This is a genomic window from Wohlfahrtiimonas sp. G9077 (genome assembly GCF_002252155.1).
Lineage (GTDB): Bacteria > Pseudomonadota > Gammaproteobacteria > Cardiobacteriales > Wohlfahrtiimonadaceae > Wohlfahrtiimonas.
On the sequence record NZ_NEFD01000006.1, the window covers coordinates 36,810 to 62,163 of the forward strand.

21 protein-coding genes are annotated in these 25,354 nt (G+C 45.5%); 13 read left to right on the forward strand and 8 right to left on the reverse strand.

The features are described from left to right. Positions 1 to 10: 10 nt before the first annotated feature. Complete coding sequence (locus B9T20_RS08180) at positions 11 to 1,318, reverse strand: MFS transporter (RefSeq protein WP_094490600.1); 1,308 nt, start codon at positions 1,316 to 1,318, stop codon at positions 11 to 13. A gap of 149 nt (positions 1,319 to 1,467) precedes the next feature. Here B9T20_RS08180 and B9T20_RS08185 point away from each other — a divergent pair, with 149 nt between their 5' ends. From B9T20_RS08185 to yeiP, 12 genes are all read left to right on the forward strand, one after another. Next, a complete protein-coding gene (locus tag B9T20_RS08185; RefSeq protein WP_094490601.1) occupies positions 1,468 to 2,007 on the forward strand; it encodes a lipocalin family protein in 540 nt (179 codons plus the stop codon). Positions 2,008 to 2,109: 102 nt separating this feature from the next. After that, positions 2,110 to 3,519 carry an MBOAT family protein gene (locus tag B9T20_RS08190; protein WP_094490602.1) on the forward strand — a complete coding sequence of 470 codons (1,410 nt, stop codon included), beginning with the start codon at positions 2,110 to 2,112 and terminating at the stop codon, positions 3,517 to 3,519. A 9-nt stretch (positions 3,520 to 3,528) separates the two neighbouring features. Next, positions 3,529 to 4,638, forward strand: a complete 1,110-nt coding sequence (locus tag B9T20_RS08195) for an SGNH family hydrolase (RefSeq protein ID WP_094490603.1) — start codon at positions 3,529 to 3,531, stop codon at positions 4,636 to 4,638. Then, entirely contained in the window at positions 4,635 to 5,849 is a 1,215-nt protein-coding gene (locus tag B9T20_RS08200) for an SGNH/GDSL hydrolase family protein (protein WP_094490604.1), read from the forward strand. Before B9T20_RS08195 ends, B9T20_RS08200 begins: the two co-directional genes overlap by 4 nt. Positions 5,850 to 5,951: 102 nt before the next feature. Continuing rightward, positions 5,952 to 7,844, forward strand: a complete 1,893-nt coding sequence (mnmG, locus tag B9T20_RS08205; RefSeq protein WP_094490605.1) for a tRNA uridine-5-carboxymethylaminomethyl(34) synthesis enzyme MnmG — start codon at positions 5,952 to 5,954, stop codon at positions 7,842 to 7,844. 1 nt (position 7,845) lies between these two features. Next, complete coding sequence (locus B9T20_RS08210; protein ID WP_094490606.1) at positions 7,846 to 10,383, forward strand: peptidoglycan-binding protein; 2,538 nt, start codon at positions 7,846 to 7,848, stop codon at positions 10,381 to 10,383. Between the two features lie 141 nt (positions 10,384 to 10,524). Then, on the forward strand, positions 10,525 to 10,764 hold the full coding sequence (locus B9T20_RS08215) for a succinate dehydrogenase assembly factor 2 (RefSeq protein WP_008315067.1): 240 nt from the start codon (positions 10,525 to 10,527) through the stop codon (positions 10,762 to 10,764). 160 nt (positions 10,765 to 10,924) lie between these two features. Further along, entirely contained in the window at positions 10,925 to 11,818 is an 894-nt protein-coding gene (gene prmA / locus B9T20_RS08220) for a 50S ribosomal protein L11 methyltransferase (RefSeq protein ID WP_094490607.1), read from the forward strand. After that, positions 11,815 to 12,780 (forward strand): tRNA dihydrouridine synthase DusB, encoded by a 966-nt coding sequence (gene dusB, locus B9T20_RS08225; RefSeq protein ID WP_094490608.1) that lies wholly within the window; start codon positions 11,815 to 11,817, stop codon positions 12,778 to 12,780. Before prmA ends, dusB begins: the two co-directional genes overlap by 4 nt. Before the next feature lie 19 nt (positions 12,781 to 12,799). Further along, on the forward strand, positions 12,800 to 13,069 hold the full coding sequence (locus B9T20_RS08230; protein WP_008315064.1) for a helix-turn-helix domain-containing protein: 270 nt from the start codon (positions 12,800 to 12,802) through the stop codon (positions 13,067 to 13,069). Positions 13,070 to 13,092: 23 nt separating this feature from the next. Next, positions 13,093 to 13,740 carry a carbonate dehydratase gene (can, locus tag B9T20_RS08235; RefSeq protein ID WP_008315061.1) on the forward strand — a complete coding sequence of 216 codons (648 nt, stop codon included), beginning with the start codon at positions 13,093 to 13,095 and terminating at the stop codon, positions 13,738 to 13,740. 19 nt (positions 13,741 to 13,759) lie between these two features. Further along, positions 13,760 to 14,323, forward strand: a complete 564-nt coding sequence (yeiP, locus tag B9T20_RS08240) for an elongation factor P-like protein YeiP (RefSeq protein ID WP_094490609.1) — start codon at positions 13,760 to 13,762, stop codon at positions 14,321 to 14,323. A 67-nt stretch (positions 14,324 to 14,390) separates the two neighbouring features. Here the strand turns inward: yeiP and B9T20_RS08245 are convergent, their stop codons facing one another. The 4 genes from B9T20_RS08245 to B9T20_RS08260 form a co-directional block, all read right to left on the reverse strand. Beyond that, positions 14,391 to 15,794 (reverse strand): sodium:alanine symporter family protein, encoded by a 1,404-nt coding sequence (locus B9T20_RS08245; protein ID WP_094490610.1) that lies wholly within the window; start codon positions 15,792 to 15,794, stop codon positions 14,391 to 14,393. A 32-nt stretch (positions 15,795 to 15,826) separates the two neighbouring features. Then, positions 15,827 to 16,705, reverse strand: coding sequence for a pyruvate formate-lyase-activating protein (pflA, locus tag B9T20_RS08250; protein ID WP_094490611.1), 879 nt, complete (start codon positions 16,703 to 16,705; stop codon positions 15,827 to 15,829). A gap of 57 nt (positions 16,706 to 16,762) precedes the next feature. Beyond that, the gene (gene pflB, locus B9T20_RS08255; protein ID WP_094490612.1) at positions 16,763 to 19,003 is read right to left on the reverse strand and encodes a formate C-acetyltransferase; all 2,241 of its coding nucleotides are present in this window, start codon (positions 19,001 to 19,003) and stop codon (positions 16,763 to 16,765) included. A gap of 169 nt (positions 19,004 to 19,172) precedes the next feature. Next, a complete protein-coding gene (locus B9T20_RS08260; protein WP_094490613.1) occupies positions 19,173 to 19,655 on the reverse strand; it encodes a hypothetical protein in 483 nt (160 codons plus the stop codon). 151 nt (positions 19,656 to 19,806) lie between these two features. On the opposite strand from B9T20_RS08260, the gene B9T20_RS08265 reads away from it, so the two are divergent. After that, complete coding sequence (locus B9T20_RS08265) at positions 19,807 to 21,159, forward strand: MATE family efflux transporter (protein ID WP_094490614.1); 1,353 nt, start codon at positions 19,807 to 19,809, stop codon at positions 21,157 to 21,159. On the opposite strand, the gene B9T20_RS08270 is transcribed toward B9T20_RS08265, so the two are convergent. The 3 genes from B9T20_RS08270 to mutS all read right to left on the reverse strand — a co-directional run bounded on the left by B9T20_RS08270 (position 21,160) and on the right by mutS (position 25,334). Next, complete coding sequence (locus B9T20_RS08270) at positions 21,160 to 21,405, reverse strand: glutaredoxin family protein (RefSeq protein ID WP_233491648.1); 246 nt, start codon at positions 21,403 to 21,405, stop codon at positions 21,160 to 21,162. Positions 21,406 to 21,480: 75 nt separating this feature from the next. Beyond that, the gene (locus B9T20_RS08275; RefSeq protein WP_094490615.1) at positions 21,481 to 22,674 is read right to left on the reverse strand and encodes a M20 aminoacylase family protein; all 1,194 of its coding nucleotides are present in this window, start codon (positions 22,672 to 22,674) and stop codon (positions 21,481 to 21,483) included. A gap of 86 nt (positions 22,675 to 22,760) precedes the next feature. Continuing rightward, positions 22,761 to 25,334 carry a DNA mismatch repair protein MutS gene (gene mutS / locus B9T20_RS08280; RefSeq protein WP_094490616.1) on the reverse strand — a complete coding sequence of 858 codons (2,574 nt, stop codon included), beginning with the start codon at positions 25,332 to 25,334 and terminating at the stop codon, positions 22,761 to 22,763. Between the last annotated feature and the right edge of the window lie 20 nt (positions 25,335 to 25,354).

Sequence of the window (25,354 nt, forward strand, 5' to 3'; positions counted from 1 at the left end):
TCATCGCTGATTATGCATCAGTGGATTTGGCGTATTTGGCCATTAAAAACATGGAAAGGAGGGAAGCGAAAATGCTTAAACCACCTAAGAAGTACAAACCTGCGGCATAACTGCCGGTTGCATCACGCACCAAGCCGATCACAGAAGGGCCAATGAAGCCCCCTAAGTTACCGATGGAGTTGATCATCGCAATGCCGGTTGCGGCAGCAGCACCTGTTAAAAACATGGAAGGCAATGACCAAAATGGCGCTTTAAAGCCATAAATCCCGATGCCCGCTACAGACACAGCAATGATGGCCATGGCAACGGCCGTTTGTGCATAGAGGTAACCTGCGGCTACTAAGCCCACACCAGTTAATAAAATCGCCACCAATAACAATAAGAATGGCGCTTTAAATTTATCGGTTAAAAAGCCAAAGGCTAAGCTGCCAAGGACGCCCACAAAATAGGGAATGGAGGTGATCCAGCCAATTTGCATGTTTGTAAAGGTGCCTTGTTCTTTAATGATGCGTGGTAAAAAACTCGACAGACCAATGTTTGCCGTCACGTTTGAGATGTAAATGATGGCCAAAATCCATACAATCGGATGTTTTAAGGCAAGGGAGAAGTGCGTGCCTGCTTTTTTTGCGATGCTTGCGCTCTCTTGATCTAAAACACCTTGTAGATATGTTTTTTCTTCAGAAGATAACCATTTGGCATCTTTCGGGCGATCTGGCATGGCAAATAAGAAGAGCAAACCCACAAGCACGGTGGGAATCCCTTCGATGATGAATAACCACTGCCAGCCATGTAAACCACCGATGCCATTTAATCCTAATAATGCTGTGGAGAGCGGTGCGCCCACGGCAAGAGAAAGGGGGATGGAGAGCATGAACACAGAGATGATGCGTGCGCGGTACTCTTGTGGAAACCAGAAGGTTAAATACAAAATGATCCCAGGGAAAAAGCCTGCTTCTGCGGCGCCTAACAAAAAGCGCATGATTAAAAAGCTCACATCGCCTGCGGCAAATGCCATACATGCAGACACTAAGCCCCATGTGATCATGATGCGTGAAATCCAGCGGCGTGCCCCAAATTTTGTGAGTAAAAGGTTGCTTGGCACTTCAAACAAAAAGTAACCGATGAAGAAGATGCCTGTACCATAACCGAATAATTTAGCGGATAAGCCTAAATCTTCCATCATGGTCAGCCCCGCAAAGCTGATATTGACGCGGTCTAAGTAGGCCAAAACATAGGCAAACAATAACACCGGCATTAAGCGGATGAAGGCCTTTTTAATGACCTGTTGTTTAAGTCGATCGTCGTGATGTGATTCCATATTAACTCCTTTTTAGTTGTGTATGGCCAGCGACTTTTTTCTGGCGAACGCCGCAGAATATCAGATTGATTTGATCTCGCGCAATATCAGTGTTATGAATGGTCATATGAATTTAAAAAATGAATCACACAATGACTATTGGAGGAATCATGCGAGCTTTATTAAAAATATTTGGGGTGATGGGATTATTGATGATCCATCATTCAACGGCATTGGCAGACAATGCTGCACCTGTTCAATCGGTGAAGCAGTTTGATGTTGATCGCTATCTTGGCACATGGTATGAAATCGCGCGTTTGCCCAATCGCTTTCAAAAAGCGTGCGTGAAAGGAAATCAAGCCCATTATGAGAAGGTTGCGCAAAATATCGGTGTGACGAACCGCTGTCAAATGGATAATGGTGAATGGAAAACTGCAGAAGCGATGGCCTATCCACAAAATGCCATCGGCAGTGAACTAAAGGTGAGCTTTTTACCAAAATACCTGCGCTGGATCCCTTTCACTAAAGGCGATTATTGGGTGATGCGCATTGATGAGGATTATCAAGTGGCGCTTGTGGGCGAACCATCACGGGAATTTTTATGGATTTTAGCGCGCACGCCCACCATTGATCCTGCGGTGATTGAGGATTACTTAAAAACCGCCACAGAGCAGGGTTATGATGTGCGTACAATGATCATCCACGAATAGGGCGAATTAACCGTGCAATCTGTCACATAAATGCTAGAATTGCCAAGCGCCATACTCATGGCGCTATAGCGTTGCCATTACAAAAATAGATTAAGGTTCCAAGTGAGTTATTTATCCATTGAATTTGCGGCGGCTTTTGTGCCGTTTTTTGTGCTGTACTGGTGTTTGCGCCTTGTACCTGCACTTCAAAATGCCCTGTTATTGATCGTCAGTTATGTATTAATCGCACTCTTTAATGTTGATTTTGCCCTCATTCTTGGGGCATATACAGTGGTGATCTATCTCTTATCCACAGGCATTGCCTATAGCCCACATCGCAAATTATGGTTGACGATCGCAATTGTGGCGGCCATTGGTAACCTTGCGGTATTTAAATATTATAATTTCTTCATTGCCGAATTCATGCGCCAGCTTGCAGCATGGAACATTGATTTATCGCCGCCCGTTGCTGAGATATTATTGCCAATCGGCATCTCATTTTACACTTTTCACTCCATCAGTTATTTGGTGTCACTCTATCATCAAGAAGAGAAGATGCCTGTTAGCTTTTTTGATTTTGCGCTCTTTTTATCCTTTTTCCCAAGCGTGATTGCAGGCCCCATCAATCGTGCCACCGTATTTTTACCCCAAATTCAGCAACAAACGCCGCGGACCGTGCTTGAGCCGACGCGTGCGATGATCTTAATTGTCAGCGCCGTGATTAAAGTTTATTGGTTGAGCGCTTTTTTATCTTATGAATATGTTAAGCCCGTGTTTGATAACCCAAGTGCTCATCACTCGTTTGATCTGATTTTGGGTTTATGGGCATATGCTTTTGAGATTTACTTTAATTTCTCAGGTTACACCGATTTGGTGACGGGCATTGCGCTTTTGTTAGGTTTTCGTTTGCCGCAAAACTTCAATGTGCCATACATGGCCACCAATTTAAAGGCATTTTGGCAGCGTTGGCACATCAGCTTATCCACATGGATTCGCGATTACATTTACATTCCGCTTGGCGGTAGCCGCGGTGGCTTTACGCGCACGCAGATCAATGTATTGATTGCGATGGTACTCTCCGGTATTTGGCATGGTGAAACCCTCACTTTTGTCATTTGGGGCGTCATTCATGGTGTTGGCACCGTTGCCCTTAATGTGGGGGATCGCTATTGGAAAAAAAATGGCATCAGTCGCTTTTCACCATTTTTAGCGCGCTTTTTGATGTTCAATTATGTCTGCTTAGGTTGGCTCTTTTTCAGAAGTGCCACATTAAGTGATGCCGGTGATTATGCATTAGCAATGGTGAATAACTATGGCGATGTCATGAATCATCTTGATACTTTAGGCATTTTAGTGGCCTGCGTGCTTGTTTATTATGTGTATCCTTGGCTGTTAAAAGCCATTGTGTGGATAGAAAACATCGTGCATATGATCCATTGGACGGTATTGCCTTTTGTCCTGATCGTGGTGCTTGTGCTTGTGATTGATTGGGCGCCCTCAGGCATTCCGCAATTCATTTATGCCAGTTTTTAGGAGCGAGCCATGATCATTTTAAGAACCTTTTATGTCTTGATGGTGACGATCGCGGGCGTTTTTTATTGCTATCAATCCTCCATCAACACTTATTGGACGCAAACCCATCATACAGATTCACCCATTGTGCGATTAGAGCAATGGTGGACGGGTCAATCGGCTGTAATTCTGACAGAAGAAGCATCCAAAGAAGCACCAGGAGAAGCATCAGAAGAAGCACAAGAACCCATTGAAGAAATTGAGGTTATTACGGCTGAAGCTGAGTTGAGTGCGTCAGAAATCACAGCGCCAGAAGCGGTAGAGACAACCATCAGCCATGCAGTTGAAGAAGCGCCCGAGGAATCTTTGGTAGATGCTAAAGTGCAAACAGCGGCCATCGCACCTGCCATTGTGCTCGAATCTTTGCATGAGCGAGAAACGCAGAGTCATGATGCAAAAGACGCGCCCATTGCAACGCCGAAAGAGATTGTGCTCAGCGAAGGGGATCAGCTCTTTTTTGTGGGCGACTCATTGATGCAGGGCGTGGCGCCAAAAGTGCAACAAATGCTCTATAAAGCGCATAAAATCGGCGGCATTGATTTAAGTAAACAGAGCACTGGTTTATCGTATCCCAAATTCTTTAACTGGCCACAAGTGGTGGAAGAGACATTACAAAAAAATCCGAACATTAAAGCGATGTTTGTCTTTTTAGGGCCGAATGATCCATGGGATTTTCCGATCAAGGGGCAAAAATATTATCTGCGCTTTAAAAGTGATGCTTGGGAAGCAGCGTATCGTGAGCGCATTCAGCGCATTTTAAAGGCCGCGCAGAGTAAACAAATTCCTGTGGTGTGGCTTGGCGTGCCGTGTATGCGTAAAACGAAGCTCCATAAAGATGTGATTTATTTAAATGGCTTGTATGCCGATGAGGTCAAACGTTTTCATGGGCATTTCATCCCGACGTATGATTTGCTTGGGTGCAGCGAAGAAAAATACAGTGCTTATGCAAAAACCGCGCAAGGAAATGCTAAAGTAAGAACGGATGATGGCATCCATTTTACAGTGAGGGGTCAAAAGATGCTGGCAGATCGCATCATTGAGGAACTCACCATAGAATCAACCGCAGAGGAAACAAAATGATTAATATTGCCAAAGCTTGTTTGGTGACAACATTAGTGGGATGTTTATTGGGCTGTCAAAGCACCGATGCATCGAATGATAACTTTTTGCGCGAGCAAGGCCCGGGCATTGAGGACTTTGGCGACCGCAATGGCGGTGCATTGAAGTCAAAAATGCGCGATTTGTTGCAATACAAAAATTCAGTGGTGACGATTACGCAATTTGGTGACTCTCATACGGCGGCGGATTTCTTTACAGATCCACTGCGTCAATTGATGCAGGATAAATTTGGCAATGCGGGCATTGGTTGGGTGACGCCGATGCAGGTTAAAGGTCAGCGCCATGCGCTCATGTCTTGGCAGCCATCGAACTGGGAAGTGATGAGCAGTCGCAACATCAGTGATCTGGATTTCCCGATGGGTGGCTATGTGGCCAAGCCCCTTCGTAAGGGCAGCAGTCTATTGGCAACCCTCAATCAGGTGGAATTGACGCGCGGTATGTGGAATGTACGTTTGATGGTCAAAAGCACAAAGCCTGAAGCGATTGCAGTTGAAGACATGCAAAACCGCGTGCGCGTTTCAGATGGTTTATTGTCCCATCCATCGAATGGCTGGCAGATGATTGATCTGTTGACCTATTTACCCTTTAAAATCGATGCCATTGACGAAGCGGCGCAAATTGGTGGCATGTGGTTACAGCGTTATCAAAAACCGGGCGTGATTCTCTCCGGCATTGGCACCAATGGCGCGCAGCAATCGATTTGGAACAAATGGTCGCCGCAGTGGCTCGATGAACTGGCTGCCACATCCAGTGATTTGGTCATTTTAGAGTACGGCACCAATGAAGCGTTTAATGACACGCTCGATGAAAAAGAGTATCGCAAAAACCTACACAACAGCATTCAAACGGTGCGCAGAACCTTACCGAATGCTGCCATTTTATTGGTGGGCGCATCAGATTCCATTAAAAATGGCAACAGCACGCGTGAATGCAGCGATAAACAGCCACCTTCTTATCAGCAAGTGAAGAAAATTCAACGCGCCGTTGCGCAGTCGGAAGGCGTTTTGTATTGGGATTGGCAAAAAGCAATGGGCGGAAAATGCAGCATGGAGCGCTGGGTCAGCCATGATTTAGGGCGCCCGGATTTGGTGCATTTGTCACCGAAAGGCTATGAACTCAGTGCAAAAATGTTGTATAAAGATTTGATGAAGTATTTTGGCCTTGCGCCTTAATCATCGGGGCCTTAGATTGTGTAAATGTATGATCAGCTTATTGGGATTTATGCATAAAACTGCTAAGATAGCGACTTTGCTTAACGTTAGATGTAATTAAATATGGACTTTCCTAAACATTTTGGTGTAATTGTAGTCGGTGGCGGACACGCCGGGACAGAAGCTGCGATGGCTTCTGCAAGATTGGGCGTGCCAACCTTATTGTTAACACATAATATTGAGACCATTGGGCAGATGAGTTGTAATCCTGCCATCGGCGGTATCGGGAAGGGGCAGATCGTCAAAGAGATCGATGCGCTCGGCGGTGTGATGGCAAAAGCCACCGATTTAGGCGGCATTCAGTTTCGTATTTTAAATGCATCTAAAGGGCCCGCGGTGCGTTCATCACGTGCACAGGCTGACCGTGCATTGTATCGTGCGGCGATTCGTAGCTTTGTGGAAAATCAAGAAAATCTCTACATTTTCCAACAAGCGGCAGATGATTTCCTCGTAGAAGGGGATAAAATTGTCGGCGTGGTGACACAATCGGGCATCCGCTTTCATGGACATTCTGTGGTGTTAACGGCAGGGACATTCCTCTCTGGTCTGATTCACGTTGGCATGAACAATTATGAAGGTGGCCGCATGGGCGATCCACCTTCTAACACATTGGCAAAAAAATTGCGCGAATTGCCTTTAAACATTCGCCGTTTAAAAACCGGTACGCCGCCACGCATTGATGGTCGCACCATTGATTTTTCTGGCATGGAAGAGCAAAAAGGTGATGATCCTGTCCCATATTTCTCTTATTTGCGTGAAGCGTTGCCGCATCCGCGTCAAATTTCTTGCTGGACAACTTATACCAACGAACGCACCCATGACATCATTCGCGGTGGTTTAGATCGCTCGCCGATGTATGCAGGTGTGATTGAAGGCGTCGGTCCGCGTTATTGTCCGTCGGTGGAAGATAAGATCATGCGCTTTGCCGATAAAGATCGTCACCATGTCTTTTTAGAGCCTGAAGGCTTATCCACTTATGAATATTATCCCAATGGTATTTCCACAAGTTTACCATTTGATGTGCAAATCAATTTAGTCCACAGCATTCCAGGGCTTGAAAATGCACACATCACGCGCCCAGGTTATGCCATTGAATATGATTTCTTTGATCCGCGTGATTTGAAATTCACCCTAGAGACCAAAGCCATTAAAAACTTATATTTTGCAGGGCAAATCAATGGCACAACCGGTTATGAAGAAGCGGCCGCACAAGGGCTCATTGCTGGTTTAAATGCCGCGCGCAACTATTTGGGTAAAGATGAATGGTATCCGATGCGTCATGAATCCTACATTGGTGTGATGCTCGATGACTTGATCACGCAAGGCGTGCAAGAACCTTATCGCATGTTCACATCGCGCTCAGAATATCGTTTAATTTTGCGTGAGGATAATGCCGATGAGCGCTTAACACCAATTGGTTATGAGCTTGGTTTAGTGGGCGAAGATCAATGGCAGCGCTTTGTGCGTAAGAATGAAGATCGCGCCGTGGCAGAAAGCCGCCTCAATGATTGGATGGTGGTGCAAGATTCAGAGCAAGGTCAAGCGTTGCAAGAAAAAACATCTGTGGTGATGCCGCACAACATGCGTGCGATCACCTTATTAAAACGCCCTGAAGTGACATTTGAAGCTTTAGAATCGTTGCCCAATGCGCCAGAATTCAGTGACATTTCCCGCATTGCCATTGACGATGTGGTGATTCAAACCAAATATGAAGGCTACATCAAACGCGGGATCGAAGAGATTGCACGCAATAAGAAATTTGAGGAGGCAAAACTGCCTGAGAATGTTGATTATGCCGCAATTAAAGGCTTATCGCGTGAGCAGTGCGAAAAATTGACGCGTCAGCAGCCAGAAACCATTGGCCAAGCGTCTCGCATTCAAGGGGTGACACCGGCTGCCATCTCTCTCTTATTGGTACTATTGCGTAAAGGGCTCATTCCGACAATTAAGGAATAATATGAACAAATATTTGAAATATGGTTGGGTGGCAGTGCTGCTGGTGATTCCGATCTTTTTGAACTTTTCAAAGACAGAAAGAGATGTATTCACCACAGTGTCATCCTCATCTTTGAATGGTGTGAAATCTGAGATGAAGCAAGATCCTGAGTTGTTAAAAACAACGGATGACAATGGCTTTACGCTCTATGATTATGCTGTGCTCAATGATGATCCGAAGGTGCAAAAATGGCTGTTGTCTCAAAAGGTGAGCTCTGGCGTCTCTAAAGAGATGATCGAGCGTATCCGTTTGTGGTTTTTACTGCTGGGCATTCCTGTCAATTCAACCAATTTCAATTTAAAAGGGACATATGATAAAGGGTTAGAAGAGGCCATTTTAAGCTATCAAACCACCCGTGGCCTTGAGAAAAATCCTAAAATCACGCCCGATTGGTATGCCCATTTAGAAGAAGAGGGCATTCGCTTTTTGCAAGAGCTGTTGTTTGAGCCCAATTCACAAAACATTACGGGCACATGGAACAGTGCATCAAGCCGAGCATTGAAAGCCTTTCAAACAGAATCAAAATTACCGGTGACGGGTCATTTGTCGATTGCGGACATTGTGGCGATCAAACGCGCATTTGCGAGCAACATTGCTGAAGTCGATGCATTGAAAAAAGCTGAAGACAATCTAAAAGCGAACAAGGCGCAAGGCACTGAGGCTGCTTCTGTACAGCTTGTTGAATATCGTGATGACGTCAAAGCAGCACCTAACAATGCGCCTGATGTGAAAGTGGTGTTGCCAAAGCCAGAAGTGGCGATTGAAGCGCCGGTGCAGGAAAATGCGATCGTTGATCATGTGGTGGAAAAGGCTGAAAAATCTGAATCCACCATTGAAGAGCCATTGACGGCGGGCTTTTTGATTGACAGTCACGCCAAAGAAGGGAAGTTATTGAACTTACAAGTTTGGCTAACCTTAGCCGGTTTCCCTGCGGGCACGTTAGATGGACAAATGGGGCCATCGACGCGTCAAGCCATCAAAGAGTATCAAACCTCCATCGGACAAAAGCCCACGGGCAGTTTAGATGCCAAATGGGAATCACCATTGGAGAAAAACATTTGGAAAAAAGTCCAAGAGAAGCTCAAGCAGCTTAAATTGTATGATCAAGACATTGATGGCATTGCCGGTGCCAGCACCATTAATGCGCTCAAAGCATATGAAGAGAGCGTGAATTTGCCGCCTAAAGGTCAATTATTGCCAGAGACATTGAGCACACTTTTTAACGAAGGGCAGATGTTTAATGATGGCTCTATGGATGATGTTGCCATTGAGGCAGACAACACCGAAGAGGATGGCATCATTGAAGAAGAGGGCGATGATGAAGGCCCAGTCGATGAAGCAGAGCCTGTGGTGGAAGAGACGGCAACAGTTGTGGAAGAAACACCTGTGGGCGTTGGGTTGCCGGGCTTTAATCCAAAAGGCACAGAAGAGTCTTTAAAATTACAATTGATGCTTGCCATGCTTGGACTTTATAAAGAAGAAGTGGATGGTGAATATAACAATGCATTAATTGAAGGGATCAAAGCCTTCCAGAAAGAGAAAAAATTGGGTGTCGATGGTAAAATTGGTCGCAATACGAGTGCTGCGCTCAATGCAGCGGTCATCACTCGCCTACAAACTTATTTCATTGATAAAGGTTTGATGACGGATGCGCCAACTGGCACACTTGGGCCAAAAACCCGTAACATTGTCAAAAAATTGCGTGAGCAACATCAATTGCCCGTCAATAAAGAGCCACAAGAGTTGGACATTGGTATTTTATTGATCGTGCTTGGTGATTTAAACAATGCCAATTATGTGAAAACATATGTGAAAGTGCTTAAAGAGCAAGAGGCACTGATTGAACAGACCAAAAAAGTACAGGCATATTTAATTGCCCTCGGTTACTTCAATGGCAAGGTGGATGGTTTGCAAGGTAAAGCCACCAACAGCGCCATTGAGAAGTTCAAAAAAGAGCAAAAATTACCGGTCAATGACAAACTCACCCCTGAGCTTGTTAAAGCCCTTGAGAAAGAGACGCTCAAAACCATTCAGTCACAATTGGTGAAATTAGGCTATAAACTTAAACCAGATGGCATGATGGGTCCCACAACAAAGAAAACCATTGAAACCTTCCAAAAGCGTTACAGCTATAAGGTGACGGGCGATGGCAGCATTGAAACCCTCAATCAGGTTAATGCACGTGTTGCTGCGAATAATCGACGGGCACCGCCGGCGGCAGCACCTTCACAAAAGGCAGCGCCAGATACTGCTGTAGTGCGCGGCGTGATGCCAAAAATGGGGGCAAAAGGGGCGCAGACTGAGAAAATTCTCACCTCACCACCACAAGCCATTGTCGGACGCATGACGATGATTTACAACAGTAAAGGGGCACTCTCTGGCTGTAAGGTCAATAACATCAGTATTTCCGCTGCGATGTGTGGTGGGGCACGCAATAATCAACAGTGCCGCATTGTGTATCGGAAGGGGCGCGTGTTATCTGTCTCCTGTCGCGGATAGTCGACAAGTTGTCTATCAAAAGCCCTCTGATGAGGGCTTTTTTGACATACATTGAATCTACAATGTAGTGCGTCGAATCCTGGGAAGAATGGTTTGATTCGTGGTAGAATGGCGCCCTTGAGTTTTGATGAGGAGTTTATTATGGATCAGTTGCCAAAATTGAGATGGCGTGCTCGTCGCGGCATGCGTGAAATGGACCGTTTATTTGATCATTACCTTGATCATCATTATGCAGATGCACCTGCTGAAGAAAAAGCGATGTTCAGTGCATTACTTGAAATGCAGGACCCTGAATTATTTGATCTCCTCCTCCTTAAAGCACCACCGCAATCGCCTGAGCAAGAAGCATTAATCAGAAAAATAAATCCCCACCTTAGTTAGGATAAGTTTTTGCTCTATCGATAAAATAATTCTTTTCATCGGGAATTATTGTATAATTTGTATTCAATTTTCGGATGCTGGCAGAAGATGTTTTCTTGACATCTTCTGAAAATCCGCTAGTATTCATTGCCTTTTTATTAGACACTTCAGGAGTGACATCGTGAATGAATGGTTCGAGCTCACGCTAAAATCTGGTCAATATTCACCAGATCAATTAGATGAGGCGCTTATAACTGCAGGTGCAATTGCTGTAACGTACAGTGATGCAGAAGATCATCCAGTATTAGAACCATTGCCAGGTGAAACCCCGTTATGGCCAGAGACCTTGGTGACAGGCTTGTTTGAAAAGCCTTGTGATGAAAAAGAGATTTTTGCTTGTGTTGCATCTGTGTTAGCCACAGAGATCAATGCATTGCCAGTGGCTCGTGAAAATCACTTAGAAAATACCGATTGGGAACGCTCATGGATGGATCATTATCATCCCATGAAGTTTGGCGAAAACTTATGGATTTGCCCAACCCATTTAGATCCCCCTGAGCCAGAATGTGCAACCGTGATGCTTGACCCAGGTTTGGCTTTTGGCACGGGCACGCATCCTTCGACAGCCCTTTGCTTAACGTGGCTCTCTAATCATAAAGATCAAGTCAATGGCCACACGGCTGTGGATTATGGCTGTGGATCTGGTGTGTTAGGAATTGCAGCGCGTACATTGGGTGCCGTGCGTTGTGATGCCACAGACATCGACCCACAAGCGATCAAAGCAACACATGAAAATGCCTCACGCAATCACATTGACATTCACTGTGTGCTTTCAAAAGATTTTTCAGCAGAACCTGCCGATTTAGTGATGGCTAACATCTTAGCTTTACCTTTAACGGCTTTGGCAGAAAAATTGGCATCCCTGACAAAACCGCAGGGCAACATCATTTTAGCGGGCATTTTATTGTCTGATGTGCAAATGATCAAAGATGCCTATGCGCCTTGGTTTGATTTTGTTGAGCCCTTTAACACCATCGATGGTTGGGCGCTTGTACACGGAATCAAACGCGCATGAAAATTGGCGAGCTGACGTTAACTCAGCCCTACATTATGGCGCCGATGGCCGGCATTACAGACCTTCCTTTTCGTAAATTGTGCCGTGCACAAGGGGCAGGTTTGGCCGTCTCTGAAATGGTCAACGCGCAAGAAAATCTCTGGGACACTGACAAGAGTAAAAATCGCGTGGTGACGGAGGGTGAAAGCTTGCCCATCTCCATTCAGATTTTAGGGGTTGAGCCAGAAGATATGGCCAATGCCGCGCGTTATAACGTCGGTTTAGGGGCGAACATCATCGACATCAACATGGGCTGTCCTGCAAAAAAAGTGTGTAAGAAAGCTGCAGGTTCTGCCTTAATGCGTGATGAAGGCTTGGTGACTGAAATCTTAACCGCGGTGGTCAATGCTGTGGATGTGCCGGTGACATTAAAAATTCGCACCGGTTGGGATCATGAGAATAAAAATGCCCTCAACATCGCACGCATTGCCGAGCGCGTTGGCATTCAAGCGCTGACGATTCATGGCCGCACCCGCCAAGATGGTTTTTCAGGGGAAGCTGAGTATGAAACCATCGCCCACATCAAATCCCAAATTTCCATTCCGGTGGTCGCGAATGGCGACATCACCAGTGTTGAAAAAGCCCGTTATGTGCTCAAAGCAACCGGTGCCGATGCTTTAATGATTGGCCGCGGTGCCTTTGGCAATCCGTGGATTTTTCGCTCCCTAGTGGAGGATCAAGAATATCGACCCTCTCATGATGAGATATTTGAGGTGATTAATACGCACCTCAATGGTCTATATGAACTTTATGGCGACGAGAAAGGTGTTCGAGTCGCACGTAAACATCTTCTATGGTATTCATCTTGGTTTGACAATGCGAAAGATTGGCGAACCACTTTAATGTCTGCGCGTAGCAGGGATGAACAACACCATATTTTGACATCGTTAATTAACAATCAACCGATTGCAAGCGTAATTTAGTTTTTAGGAGTAACAAAGAATGATCGCACAACGCAGAATCAAAAGTCATATCCCTTTGCGTGAATCTGTGAAAACCGCATTGAATGAAATTTCTCTGCAGTTAGATGGCAAATATCCACCTAACTTATATCGTTTAGTTTTATCAGAAGTTGAGCGTCCATTGTTTGAAAAGGTTTTAGAGTACACCAACGGTAATCAGTCTAAGGCTTCAGAAATTTTAGGCATCACGCGCTCGACATTGAAAAAGAAATTGGATTATTATGACATCGACGCCAAATCAATTGGCTAGTTCATCAATCCAAGGAATTTAACATGTCATTTGATAAAATCATCGAGAAGAACAGAGCTTGGGCGGCGCGCATTAAAGAAGAATCCCCAGGATTTTTCGAGTCGCTTGTGGATCAGCAAGCTCCAGAATATTTATGGATTGGCTGCTCTGACTCACGCGTGCCTGCAAACCAAATTGCAGGGATTGGTCCTGGCGAAGTATTTGTCCATCGCAACATTGCCAATGTTGTGGTGCACAGCGACTTTAACTGTTTATCGGTGTTGCAATTTGCCATTGATGTTTTAAAAGTGAAACATGTGATGGTGGTGGGCCATTATGGTTGTTCGGGCGTGAAAGCTGCGCTCATGGGCAATCGCATTGGTTTGGCCGATAACTGGTTGCTGCATGTGCGCAATGTGTATGAAGATCACTCTTTGTACTTGTGTGATGATTTTCCATCCCGTGCGGATCGTTTATGTGAGCTCAATGCCATTGAGCAAGCGTATAATGTGACGCAAACCACAATTGTGCAGGATGCTTGGGCACGCGGTCAGCGTTGCACTGTGCATGCGTGCATTTATGGTTTAGCCGATGGCTTCTTGCATGATTTGAATTTCCATGTCAGCCGTCCTGATCAAGTCAAAGAGGCTTATCAGCATGCGGCAACATTGATTCATGCGAAATGTTTATAACTGTTAGAAAGGGTATGTAATGAAGGCAAATGAGATTAAAAGACACACAGTGATCGCTCATAACGGTCTTTACTATGTGGTCAGAGAAGTGGAAAAATCAGCGCCGACTGCGCGCGGTGGTAACACCACTTACCGTATTCAGATGTTCTCCATCCCAGATGGACACAAAGTCGATTTGTCTTTGCGAGCAGATGATGATTTAGAGAGCGTTGATTTAAGCAAACGTGAAGCCACTTTCTCCTACATGGATGGGGAAGATTATGTCTTTATGGATGTGGAAAATTACACGCAATATGCATTGAGCAGCAAAATTGTGGCAGACATGAAAGGCTACATCATTGAAGGCGTAGAAGGTTATTATGTCTCATTGATTGATGATCAGCCAATCGCATTGTCACCGCCACAAAGCATTGTGCTTGAAATTGTTGACACAGCCCCTGAATTAAAAGGCGGCAGTGCCACAAAACGCACCAAGCCTGCGCGTTTGTCCACTGGCATTGATGTACAAGTGCCTGACTATATTGAAAACGGCACCAAAATCCGTGTCAATACAGAAACGGGCGAATTCATGGGCCGCGAATAAGCTTGCCCCATGTGAAAAAACCTCAATCATTGATTGAGGTTTTTTTATATCGATCGCTAAAGATTCATTATTTTTGCTCTTCGCCCCAGCATTCAGTATTTTTTAGCCCTTTGATGGAGGAAGCTTTGAATACAGGATCTTTACCCTCTTTGAGCTGACGATAATAGTCATTGCCTACCGAAATGGCAATCCTACTGAGCATCATGATGATGATTAAATTTAAAATGGTCATCAAGCCCATAAAGACGTCTGCTAAGTTCCATGCCAATTCCATCTCCATCAATGCACCACACATCACCATCGCAAGCACCACTAAGCGATAGATCAATAAGGCTGTTTTGTTACCATTGATGAACTCAATATTCGTTTCACCATAGTAATAGTTACCGATGATGGAGCTAAAAGCAAAGAACATTACAGCGATGGCCACAAAATATTGTGCCCATGAGCCCATTTGTAACGCCAATGAGTTTTGGGTTAAGACAACGCCACCCATGCCAGGTTCGACATTTGTGTATAAGCCGGATAATAAAATGATGAACGCAGTGGCAGAACACACCATGATGGTGTCAAAAAATACGCCTAAACTTTGTACCAAGCCTTGTTTGGCAGGGTGAGAAACGTTGGCCGCTGCTGCTGCATTTGGCACAGAACCCATGCCCGCTTCATTGGAGAATAAACCACGGCGCACGCCTTGCATGATGGCCACACCAATACCGCCGCCCACAACTTCTTTTAAACCAAAGGCGTTGCTGACAATGAGCATGAACATTTCTGGCACTTTTGTGATGTTAGTAAAGAGCACATACATCGCCAAGCCAATGTAAAAAACCGCCATGATGGGCACAATCACTTGTGTAAAATTCACAATGCGTTTGACGCCACCAAAAATGATGATGGCGGTTAAAATCACCAATGCCACACCAATTTGCACATCAGTAAAGCCAAAGGCAGAAGCAAATGAATGGGCAATGGTGTTTGATTGCACAGAGTTAAAGATAAAGCCGAAGGTGACCGCCAGTAAGATGGCAAAGGCAATGCCCAATTTTCTAAAGCCCAAGGCTTTTTCCATGTAATATGCAGGGCCACCACGGAAAGTGTCGCCATCTTTTACTTTATAGACTTGGGCAAGTGTGCTTTCAATGAAGGCGGTGGCCATGCCAATGATGGCAATGATCCACATCCAAAATACGGCGCCAGGGCCGCCGATGGCAATGGCGAGTGCAACACCTGCGATGTTGCCTGTGCCCACTCGACTTGCGGCACTGATGGTGAAGGCTTGGAAGGCAGAAACGCCGTCAGAACCAGGATTCTTTTCCACAGTGACTTTTAGCATTTCCTTAAATAAACGGATTTGCACAAAGCGTGTGCGGATTGAAAAGTAAACCCCTAAACCCAATAAACCGATGATTAAAATATAAGACCAAATAAAATTATTAAAAGGTCCCGTTATCCAATTGATGATTTCCATAGATGATCCTATTTTGTGATAAAACGGGATAACTATACAACAGGTAAGCGATATTTTTTATAGATTTCTTTAATTGTGTGTAACGATTCAGCACTCGGTGCGGGCGTCTCATTGAGGGTGTAGGTTAAATGGAGCGCTTGCCATTTGTGGGCACCTAAATTATGAAAGGGCAAAATTTCTACCCGTTCAATGAGGTTATGACCATGTAAAGCGATGCTTTTTGCTTTAAGTTCATCTAAAAAATGGGCATGATTCTCAACGTCTGTTAAATCATCCGTCAGCCCTGGCACCACAACATAACGAATCCACATCGGTTTATGCATGCGCACTAAGCGATGGGCAAAATCTAAGGTGGGTTGTAAGGGTTGGGATGTGAGGGCGAGATATTTTTCGGGATCAATGTGCTTAATGTCCAGCATCACAAGATCAATGTGCTCAAACCATTGATCATCTAAGTGCCCGGCTAAAAATCCTTGGGTGTCTAAAGCGATGTGTAGTCCATATTGCTCTTTGACACGATAAGCAATCTCGCCAATGAAATGAGCTTGCATCATTGGTTCGCCACCTGAAAAGGTTACACCGCCTGCAAATTTTAAAAAGCGTGCATATTTACCGATCTCTTTGACCATCTCATCCACAGTGCGAAGTTTGCCATTATGAAGTTTCCATGTGTCCGGATTGTGGCAATACAAACAGCGAAATTGGCAGCCTGAAGTGAACAGCACAAAGCGTACACCGGGGCCATCAACGGCGGCGCCCGTTTCCACAGAATGGACAAAGCCTGAGAGTTGATTGTCATGATTGATGATGGCAGGGGCAATGACACCAAGCGGTTTACGGATGGGATCAAAGTCCAATTCATCAATGGATTCAATGGGAATGGTGGGAATGTGTTTATGAATGTGGGTCATATTGGCCTCATCATGAAAAACGGGCATACCGAAATATGCCCGCTTGACATCAAATGGTTATGCTTTCACATGGAAAGTGCGGTTGATGACATCCATTTGTTGCTCTTTGGTAAGCTTAATAAAGTTCACCGCATAGCCTGAAACACGCACGGTTAATTGTGGGTATTTTTCAGGATGATTCATGGCATCAATCAACGTATCGCGATTGAACACGTTCACATTGATGTGAAAACCATTGGCGCCGCAATAACCATCTAAACAGTTAGAGAGATTATTAACGCGATCAGAAAGCGTATTGCCAAGGGCGCCGGGCGTTGCGGATGCAGTCCAGCTGATGCCATCTAATGCTGCATCATAGGGCAATTTTGCTACAGAGGCACCTGCGGCCACAAAACCTGACACATCACGACCATTCATTGGGTTTGCACCCGGCGCAAAGGGTTCGCCATCGCGGCGGCCATCGGGTGTGTTCCCCGTTTTTTTACCATACACCACATTCGATGTGATGGTTAAAATGGATTGTGTCGGTGTGGCATTGCGATAAGTGGGCTGAGCTTTGACTTTATTCATGAAGGATTCTGTCAATGCCACGGCAATCTCATCGACGCGCTCATCATTGTTACCAAATGCAGGATAATCGCCTTCAATGGTAAAGTCGATGGCGATGCCATCCTCATTGCGAATGGGCGTGACTTTGGCAAACTTAATGGCGGATAAGGAGTCCGCCGCAACCGATAGGCCGGCAATTCCGCATGCCATCGTACGCATCACATCACGATCATGCAGTGCCATTTCAATGCGCTCATAAGCGTATTTGTCATGGGAATAATGGATGGCATTTAATGCTTTGACATAGGTTTGTGCAAGCCAATCGAGCATTTTGTCATAAAGTGGCATCACTTCATCATATGTGAGCACATCGCTGGTGATTTTTTCAAAGTTTGGCACCACCAATTTGCCAGTTTTTTCATCCACGCCGCCATTAATGGCATAAAGAAGCGCTTTGGCTAAGTTTGCACGTGCACCAAAGAACTGCATCTGTTTACCAATCGCCATCGCAGAGACGCAGCAGGCAATGCCATAATCATCGCCCCAATGTGGGCGCATTAAGTCATCCGATTCATACTGAATGGCGCTCGTTTCAATGGAGACTTTAGAACAGAAATCTTTAAAGCCTTTGGGCAATTGCGTGGACCATAAAACCGTTAAGTTTGGCTCTGGTGCAGGGCCTAAGTTGTACAATGTGTGTAGGAATCTAAAGCTGTTTTTGGTCACCAATGTTCTGCCATCTAAGCCCATGCCGCCGATGGATTCTGTCACCCAAGTGGGATCTCCTGAGAAGAGCTGATTGTAATCTTCGGTGCGTAAAAAGCGGATGATGCGTAATTTAATGACCAAATCATCGATGAGTTCTTGAGCTTCTGTTTCTGTCAATGTGCCTTCTTTAAAATCGCGCTCAATGTAGATGTCAAGGAAGGTAGAGACGCGACCAAAGGACATGGCAGCGCCATTTTGCTCTTTAGTGGCGGCAAGATAACCAAAATATGTCCATTGAATGGCCTCGATGGCATTGTCTGCAGGACGGCTGATGTCAAAGCCATAAGAGAGCGCCATCATTTTTAATTCATTGAGGGCACGCAATTGTTCGGACATCTCTTCGCGTAAGCGAAGGGTATCTTCAGTGAAGTCCCAATCATCGGTTTCGGCTTTTTCTGCTTCTTTTGCACGGATTAGATAATCCACGCCATATAATGCCACACGGCGATAATCGCCAATGATGCGTCCGCGGCCATAAGCATCCGGCAAACCTGTGATGACGCCGGATGAGCGGCATGCACGAATCATAGGATTATAAATGTCAAACGTGGCTTGGTTGTGATCTTTACGATAATGGGTATAGATGTCTTCAATTTCAGGATTAATGGTGCGGTTGATCTCTTCTAGTGAGTTCACCACTAAACGAAAGCCGCTGTTTGGGAAAATTGCGCGTTTTAAGGGGGCGTCGGTTTGGACGCCGACAATTTTTTCTAAATCACGGTTGATGTAACCAGGATTAAATGCATCAATGCGTGAGCCGACATTATCTGCCACATCTAATACGCCGCCGACAGCATTGCGCTCTTTAGAAAGGAGGACTGAGAGCTCTTGCCAAAGTTGTTCTGTGCGCGGTGTTGGGCCTTCTAAAAAGGCATCATCGCCTTCAAAAGGTGTGTAATTGTGTTGAATGAAATCGCGTACATTCACGCAATCTTGCCAATCAGTGCCTTTAAAGTCACGCCATGCGTGTTCAAAATTCATCGTATTCATAACAAACTCCCGGATCTAAATGATTAAAAGAGTGGTGATGCTAGATGCTTCTATTATATATTGACTGTGTTAATTTATGTTTATTTTATGGGGCGATTGAGGCATGAAAAGCCTTGAGTTTTGATGTCAATCAAGGCTTTGTGTGTAAAGTAATGAAAATTTAAGGTGCGCCAAAGAATGTTGGAATGGCCCAATGCAGTGCATAAAATGCCGCCATAAATATTACAAAGTTAAAGAGGAACAATAACATGGCTGATGAGTGCTTGTGCAATACTTTCACTAAAATGAATGCTGTGGTCACAAAATTGCTGATCACGATGAATAACCAAGTGGTGAGCACAATCATAAAACCATAATGGAATTTTAAATCCAATAAATTGCCTGGCAACTGCTCTAAACGAATCGAGGCAATCATGGTGAATAAACAGAACAACAATGCACTGACGCCTTGCGCAATGGCGATGCGTCTAAAAGAAGGGTGCTCTGTGTATAAGTTGTAGCTGAGTAAAACAAGAATCACGGGCACAAACGAAATCGGAAAGAGCAGCGATGGCGATGAGACTGAAAAGGCAAAAATCACCAACGCAAGCCAGCCAATGATGCAAAGGAAAATGTTTGGGCGGTTAGGTAAGGTATCACTCATGTCTATTCCTTATAGAATGTGTAGAAAATGATGGTATCTCCTTTGATTATAGCATTAATCAGGCAATAAAGATTACTTTTGAAATGCGTCATAACTGTATATAATGCGGACATTTTTCGCATCATCTTCCTCATTCCATAAGTAGAGTTCTATGTCCTCATCAACCCATGCAGTCAGTGAACGCTCACTGTTTTCCATCAGTTGGCCGATCTTTATCGACATCTTTTTGCACTTAGTCACTTTGTTGATCAATACGTGGATGATCAGCCATGTTTCCATTCAAATGGTGGCGGCAACTGCGGCAAGCAATCAATTTTTTGAAACAAGCGTGGCCATTTTAAACTTCATCGGTGTTGGGTGTAGCATTGTGGTGGCGCAATATTTAGGCGCCGGGGATCGAGAAACCACGCGTAAAGCCATCCATTTATCCATCACCTTAAATTTAATGCTGGGCTTTGTCACCTTTTTGGCCATTTGGTTCTTTGGGTGCGACTTATTGGCCGTGATGAATACGCCAGAGAACATTTTAGGCATGGCGTATGACTATTTTCACATCATTGGCATCTGTCTGATTTTTGAGGCGGTGGCGATCATTTTGGCCTCTTGCTTAAGGGTGTATGGCTACTCAAAAGCTCCGATGTATGTCTCACTGATCATGAACATTGTGACGGTGGTGGGCAATATTTTTGTGCTCTATGGCGTGTTTGGTTTTCCGCAATTGGGCTTATCTGGCGTGGCGGGTTCAACATTGCTTGGGCGCATTGTGGGCGTGTCGCTGCTCTTTTATCTTTTGTTTTTTGGCATCAAAGTGCGTTTAGAATGGCGCATGTTCTTTCAGTTTCATAAAAAGATTTTGCAGCAGATTTTAAAAATTGGTTTGCCATCGGCAGGGGAAAATCTCTCATGGACGGCGCAAATGCTCGTGATGCTCGCCTTTGTGGGCAAAATGGGGGAAGATGCATTGGCCGCACACAACATCTATTTGCAGCTTTCATACATGTTGATGCTTTTTGCGTTGGCCATTGGCATTGGCAATGAGATTTTGGTGGGGCATTTGGTGGGTGCATCGAACTTTAATGCAGCATCCGCCCGCACGTGGAAGAGTTTACGCACCGGCATGCTCGTCACCTTTGTTGTGGTTGTGGTGTTTTACTTTGCTCGATATTTAGTGGTGGACAGCTTTACGGAAGATCCGATCATCAAAGAGTTGTTATTGCCGCTCTTTTTACTCTCGATTTTGTTAGAGCCCGGGCGCACACAAAACATTGTGATGGTCAATGCGCTGCGTGCAACAGGCGATGCCCGTTTCCCATTTTATGCCGCATTGGTCTTTATGTGGGGCATTGCCATTCCTGTGGGTTACTATTTCGGTTTTGTGTTGGAAATGGGGCTCATTGGCATTTGGATCGGCTTTTTGTGTGATGAGTGGATTCGCGGTCTTGTCAATGCTTGGCGCTGGAAATCCCGTAAATGGGAAGCCAAGCGCCTGAACATCGAGCATTGATTAAAGGCTGGCTTTTAACTTTGGCAAGAGCTCATTAAAATTCAATGGGCTCTTGATCATCTCATCATTGACTTTGATGACAGGAATGAACCAACCCAATTGTTCCACTAAATTATTGTCATGGGCAATGTCGATGAATTCATAAGGAATGTGATGTTCATCCAAAATTTCCATTGCCGTTTCGCACAAATGACAATCGCTGGTGCCGTAAAGCAAAATGGGTGAATTTGTTATATTTTCTAGCATTTGTGATTGATCTCGTATGAATGAATCTGTTTTTCCTACAATAACACAAAAAAATCACAAAATGCTGCAATAATTTTATTCATCGATGATGGCCGATTGCGGGCAAAACGTTGCCACCAATTTGACCCAATACGCTGCCACAATGGGCAAAATTTCATCGTTAAAATCATAATGGGGATTGTGGAGCGAGCAACTGTGTGCACCTGTTGTGCCATTGCCCACAAATAAATAGCAGCCCGGGCGCGCCTCTAACATAAAGGCAAAATCTTCGCTTGCAAGCACGGGCGGGCAGTGATCAATCACGGCGTGATCACCAAAGAGATTGCGCGCTACATCTTCTGCCAACCGCGTTTCTGCTTCAGTGTTGACCAAAACGGGCACATCTTTTTGATAATCCACGGTCGCCGTTGCGCCATAACTTTCTGCCTGTAATGTGGCAATCGTTGTGATGCGCTGAGCAATCTGTGCTTGTACGGCTTTATTGAGCGTACGTACGGTGAGTTTAATCACGGCATGATTGGGAATGATGTTGGTGGCGGTGCCTGCATGAATCGAACCCACAGAAATAACCGCCGTTTCAAGGGGATTGAGATTACGTGAGATAATGGTTTGCAGTGCCATGACAATGGAGGATGCCACCACAATCGGGTCAATGCTTAAATGGGGCAGTGCGCCATGTCCACCTTTGCCGGTGACGGTGATGGTGACGGCATCGGCTGAAGACATGGCCGGCCCATGACAAAAGCCAAAGTGTCCGGCAGGATAATTGGGGATGTTATGAAAGCCAAAGATGGCATCACAGGGAAATGACTCAAATAAACCTTCTTGCATCATTCGTGGCGCGCCACCTAAACCCTCTTCTGCAGGTTGAAACACAAGGTTTACGGTGCCTTGAAATGGGCGATGCTCTGCCAAATAACGGGCTGCGGCAAGCATACTCGCTGTGTGTCCATCATGCCCACAGGCATGCATTTTACCGGTGTGTTTGCTTTGATAAGGGAGATCATTGTGCTCCTCAAGGGGTAAGGCATCCATGTCTGCGCGTAAAGCAATGGTTGGCCCTTCACCATTTTTGAGCTGTCCGATAACGCCGGTTTTAGCAAGCCCGCGGTGGACAGTATAGCCCCATTGTGTCAATCGTTCGGCCACAAGATCACTGGTTAAATGCTCCTCATAACCGATTTCAGGATGTTGATGAAGATGGTGACGAATGGCGATCATCTCATCTTTGATGGCATCGATGCTGGCGAATAATTCAGCGTTGTCCATGGGCGCTCCGAAATAAAAGGTGATGTATCTTCGAACATAGCACGCTTTGATTTGAAAAAAAACCTTCCGTGAAGGAAGGTTTATAATTAGAGTTGATCGGAGAGTTCATAAAGGAGGAGCAACGCTTCTCTTGGCGTCAATCGATCAACATTTGTGGCTTTAAGCTGCGTCACCACAGGATGTTCCTCTGCCATAAAGAGCGGTAATTGTTCAGAAGGTGTTTTGGGCAGCTCGATGGGTTGATGCTGTGTGGCATGGGCAAATGAGTGTTCAAGTTCTTGCAGTTTTTCCTTGGCCATTGCAATCACATCTTGAGGAATGCCGGCAAGGGCGGCCACTTGTAAACCATAACTTTTGGATGCAGCGCCTTTTTTCACCGCATGCATGAAGATGATCTCATCTTTATATTCCACAGCATCTAAATGCAGATTGACAATCTGCGGATAGAGGTTTTCAAGCTCTGTCATTTCAAAATAGTGGGTGGCAAAAATTGTGAGGGCATTTAAGCGCGTGGCCAAATACACAGCGGCGCTCCACGCAAGGGATAATCCATCAAGGGTTGAGGTGCCGCGGCCGACTTCATCCATCAACACCAAACTTTTTTCTGTGGCGTAATGGAGAATGGTGGCGGTTTCAAGCATCTCCACCATAAAAGTCGATTGCCCAGAGGAGAGATCATCTTGTGCGCCAATGCGGGTAAAAATGCGATCTACAGGCCCAAGGGTGGCAGCTTTTGCAGGGACGAAAGAGCCAATATAAGCCAAAAGTGTGATCAATGCTGTTTGGCGCATGTAAGTGGATTTACCGCCCATATTGGGCCCCGTCACGATCTGCATGCGTTGATCCGGCAACAATGTTGTATCATTGGCAATGAAAGGGTGCGTGATGGTGGATTCCACAATCGGATGGCGTCCTTCAACAATGGTGATGCCAATGGTGGGTGTAAATTGCGGGCGGCACCAATTGAGGTTGTTTTTAAGGTTGGCAAAGTTTACGAAAATGTCCACATGAGCAATTGCATCGCTCAGTAAACGCAAGCGCGTCACTTCAGGGATGATTTGATCGAGCAGTTGATCCCACAGTTGCTTTTCTAGGGCAAGGGCATTTTCTTTAGCATGCAGGATTTTGTTTTCAAACTGTTTTAATTCCGGCGTAATGTAGCGCTCTACGCCTTTTAAAGTTTGGCGACGCACGTATTCAGGTGGCATTTTGTCTGCATATTGGCTCGGCACCTCGATGTAATAACCATGCACGCGGTTATAACCCACTTTTAAATGGGTGATGCCGGTGGTGCGTTTTTGTGCCTCTTCAAGTTCTAAAAGATAGTTTTTGCCTTCATGATTGAGGTTTAACAGCTCATCTAATTGGGCATCATAGCCCATGCGAATGACGCCACCATCACGAATCAACACCGGGGGCTCATCGACAATGGCACGGCTGATGAGCTCAAAGAGTGCCGGCATGGGCATTAAGTCAGCAAGCCACGTAGGTGCGATTCGGGTAATGGCCGCATGGTTGGCAATGTGATCAGACAAAGCCGGTAGTGCCGCTAAACTCTGCTTTAATTGAATCAAGTCACGTGGACGAGCCGTTTTTAGGGCAATGCGTGTGGCGAGGCGCTCAATGTCTGCAATCTGTTTTAAAAGTGGGCTGATCGCTTCACACAAAGGTTCGATCGCTTCGATGAGATCAAGACGTTCATTTAATGTGGCGTGATCTCGTAAAGGGCGATTGAGCCAACGGGACAACAGACGCGAGCCCATCGGCGTTTGGCAATGATCAATGAGGGCGCGCAATGTGTGTTCGCTGCCGCCACTTAATGTGCGCTCGATCTCAAGATTTTTACGCGTTGTTGTGTCTAAGATCAATGCATCATGAATGTGTTCAATGTGCAGCGTTGTGATATGGTCAAGCTCACTTTTTTGTGTCTCTTTGGCATACGTCAGTAAAGCACCTGCGGCCATGATGGGCAAGGCATCATCTGTGAGCCCCACGCCTTGCAGCGATGTTAATTTAAAATGTTGACGCAGTTTTTCACTGTTGCGTGATAAATCAAAGTGCCAAGCAGGATAGGATTGTGTGATGGCGATTTTAGCGATGGCATCGGGCAGTGTTAAATCTTCCGGCACAATGATTTCAGAAGGCTGAATGCGAATGAGCTCAGAGAGCAATTCAGATTCCGTTAAGGGATCGGTGAGTTTAAAGCGCGCACTTGAAAGATCCAGCCATGACAACAGCCATTGACCTTGATGAAGCGTCAGAGCAGCCACTTGATTGTCGCGCTTGGTATCCAGAAGATATTCATCGGTGAGTGTTCCTGGCGTAATGACGCGCACCACTTCACGTTTGACCGGGCCTTTGGCCTGCACTTCGCCCACTTGTTCACAAATGGCAATTGACTCACCAAGGCGCACAAGTTTCGCCAAATAGCTTTCTGCCGCATGGTAGGGAATGCCCGCCATTGGAATTGGCTCACCGGCTGATTGCCCGCGGGCAGTTAAAGTGATGTCTAGCAACTTTGCTGCCCGCTTTGCATCCTCATAAAACAGTTCATAAAAATCCCCCATGCGGTAAAACACCAACATGTGAGGATAATCAGACTTAATGCCAAAATATTGTTGCATCATTGGCGTGTGGGCAGAGGCTGAAGCGGTAACCATGTGACTATGAAATCTCCGAT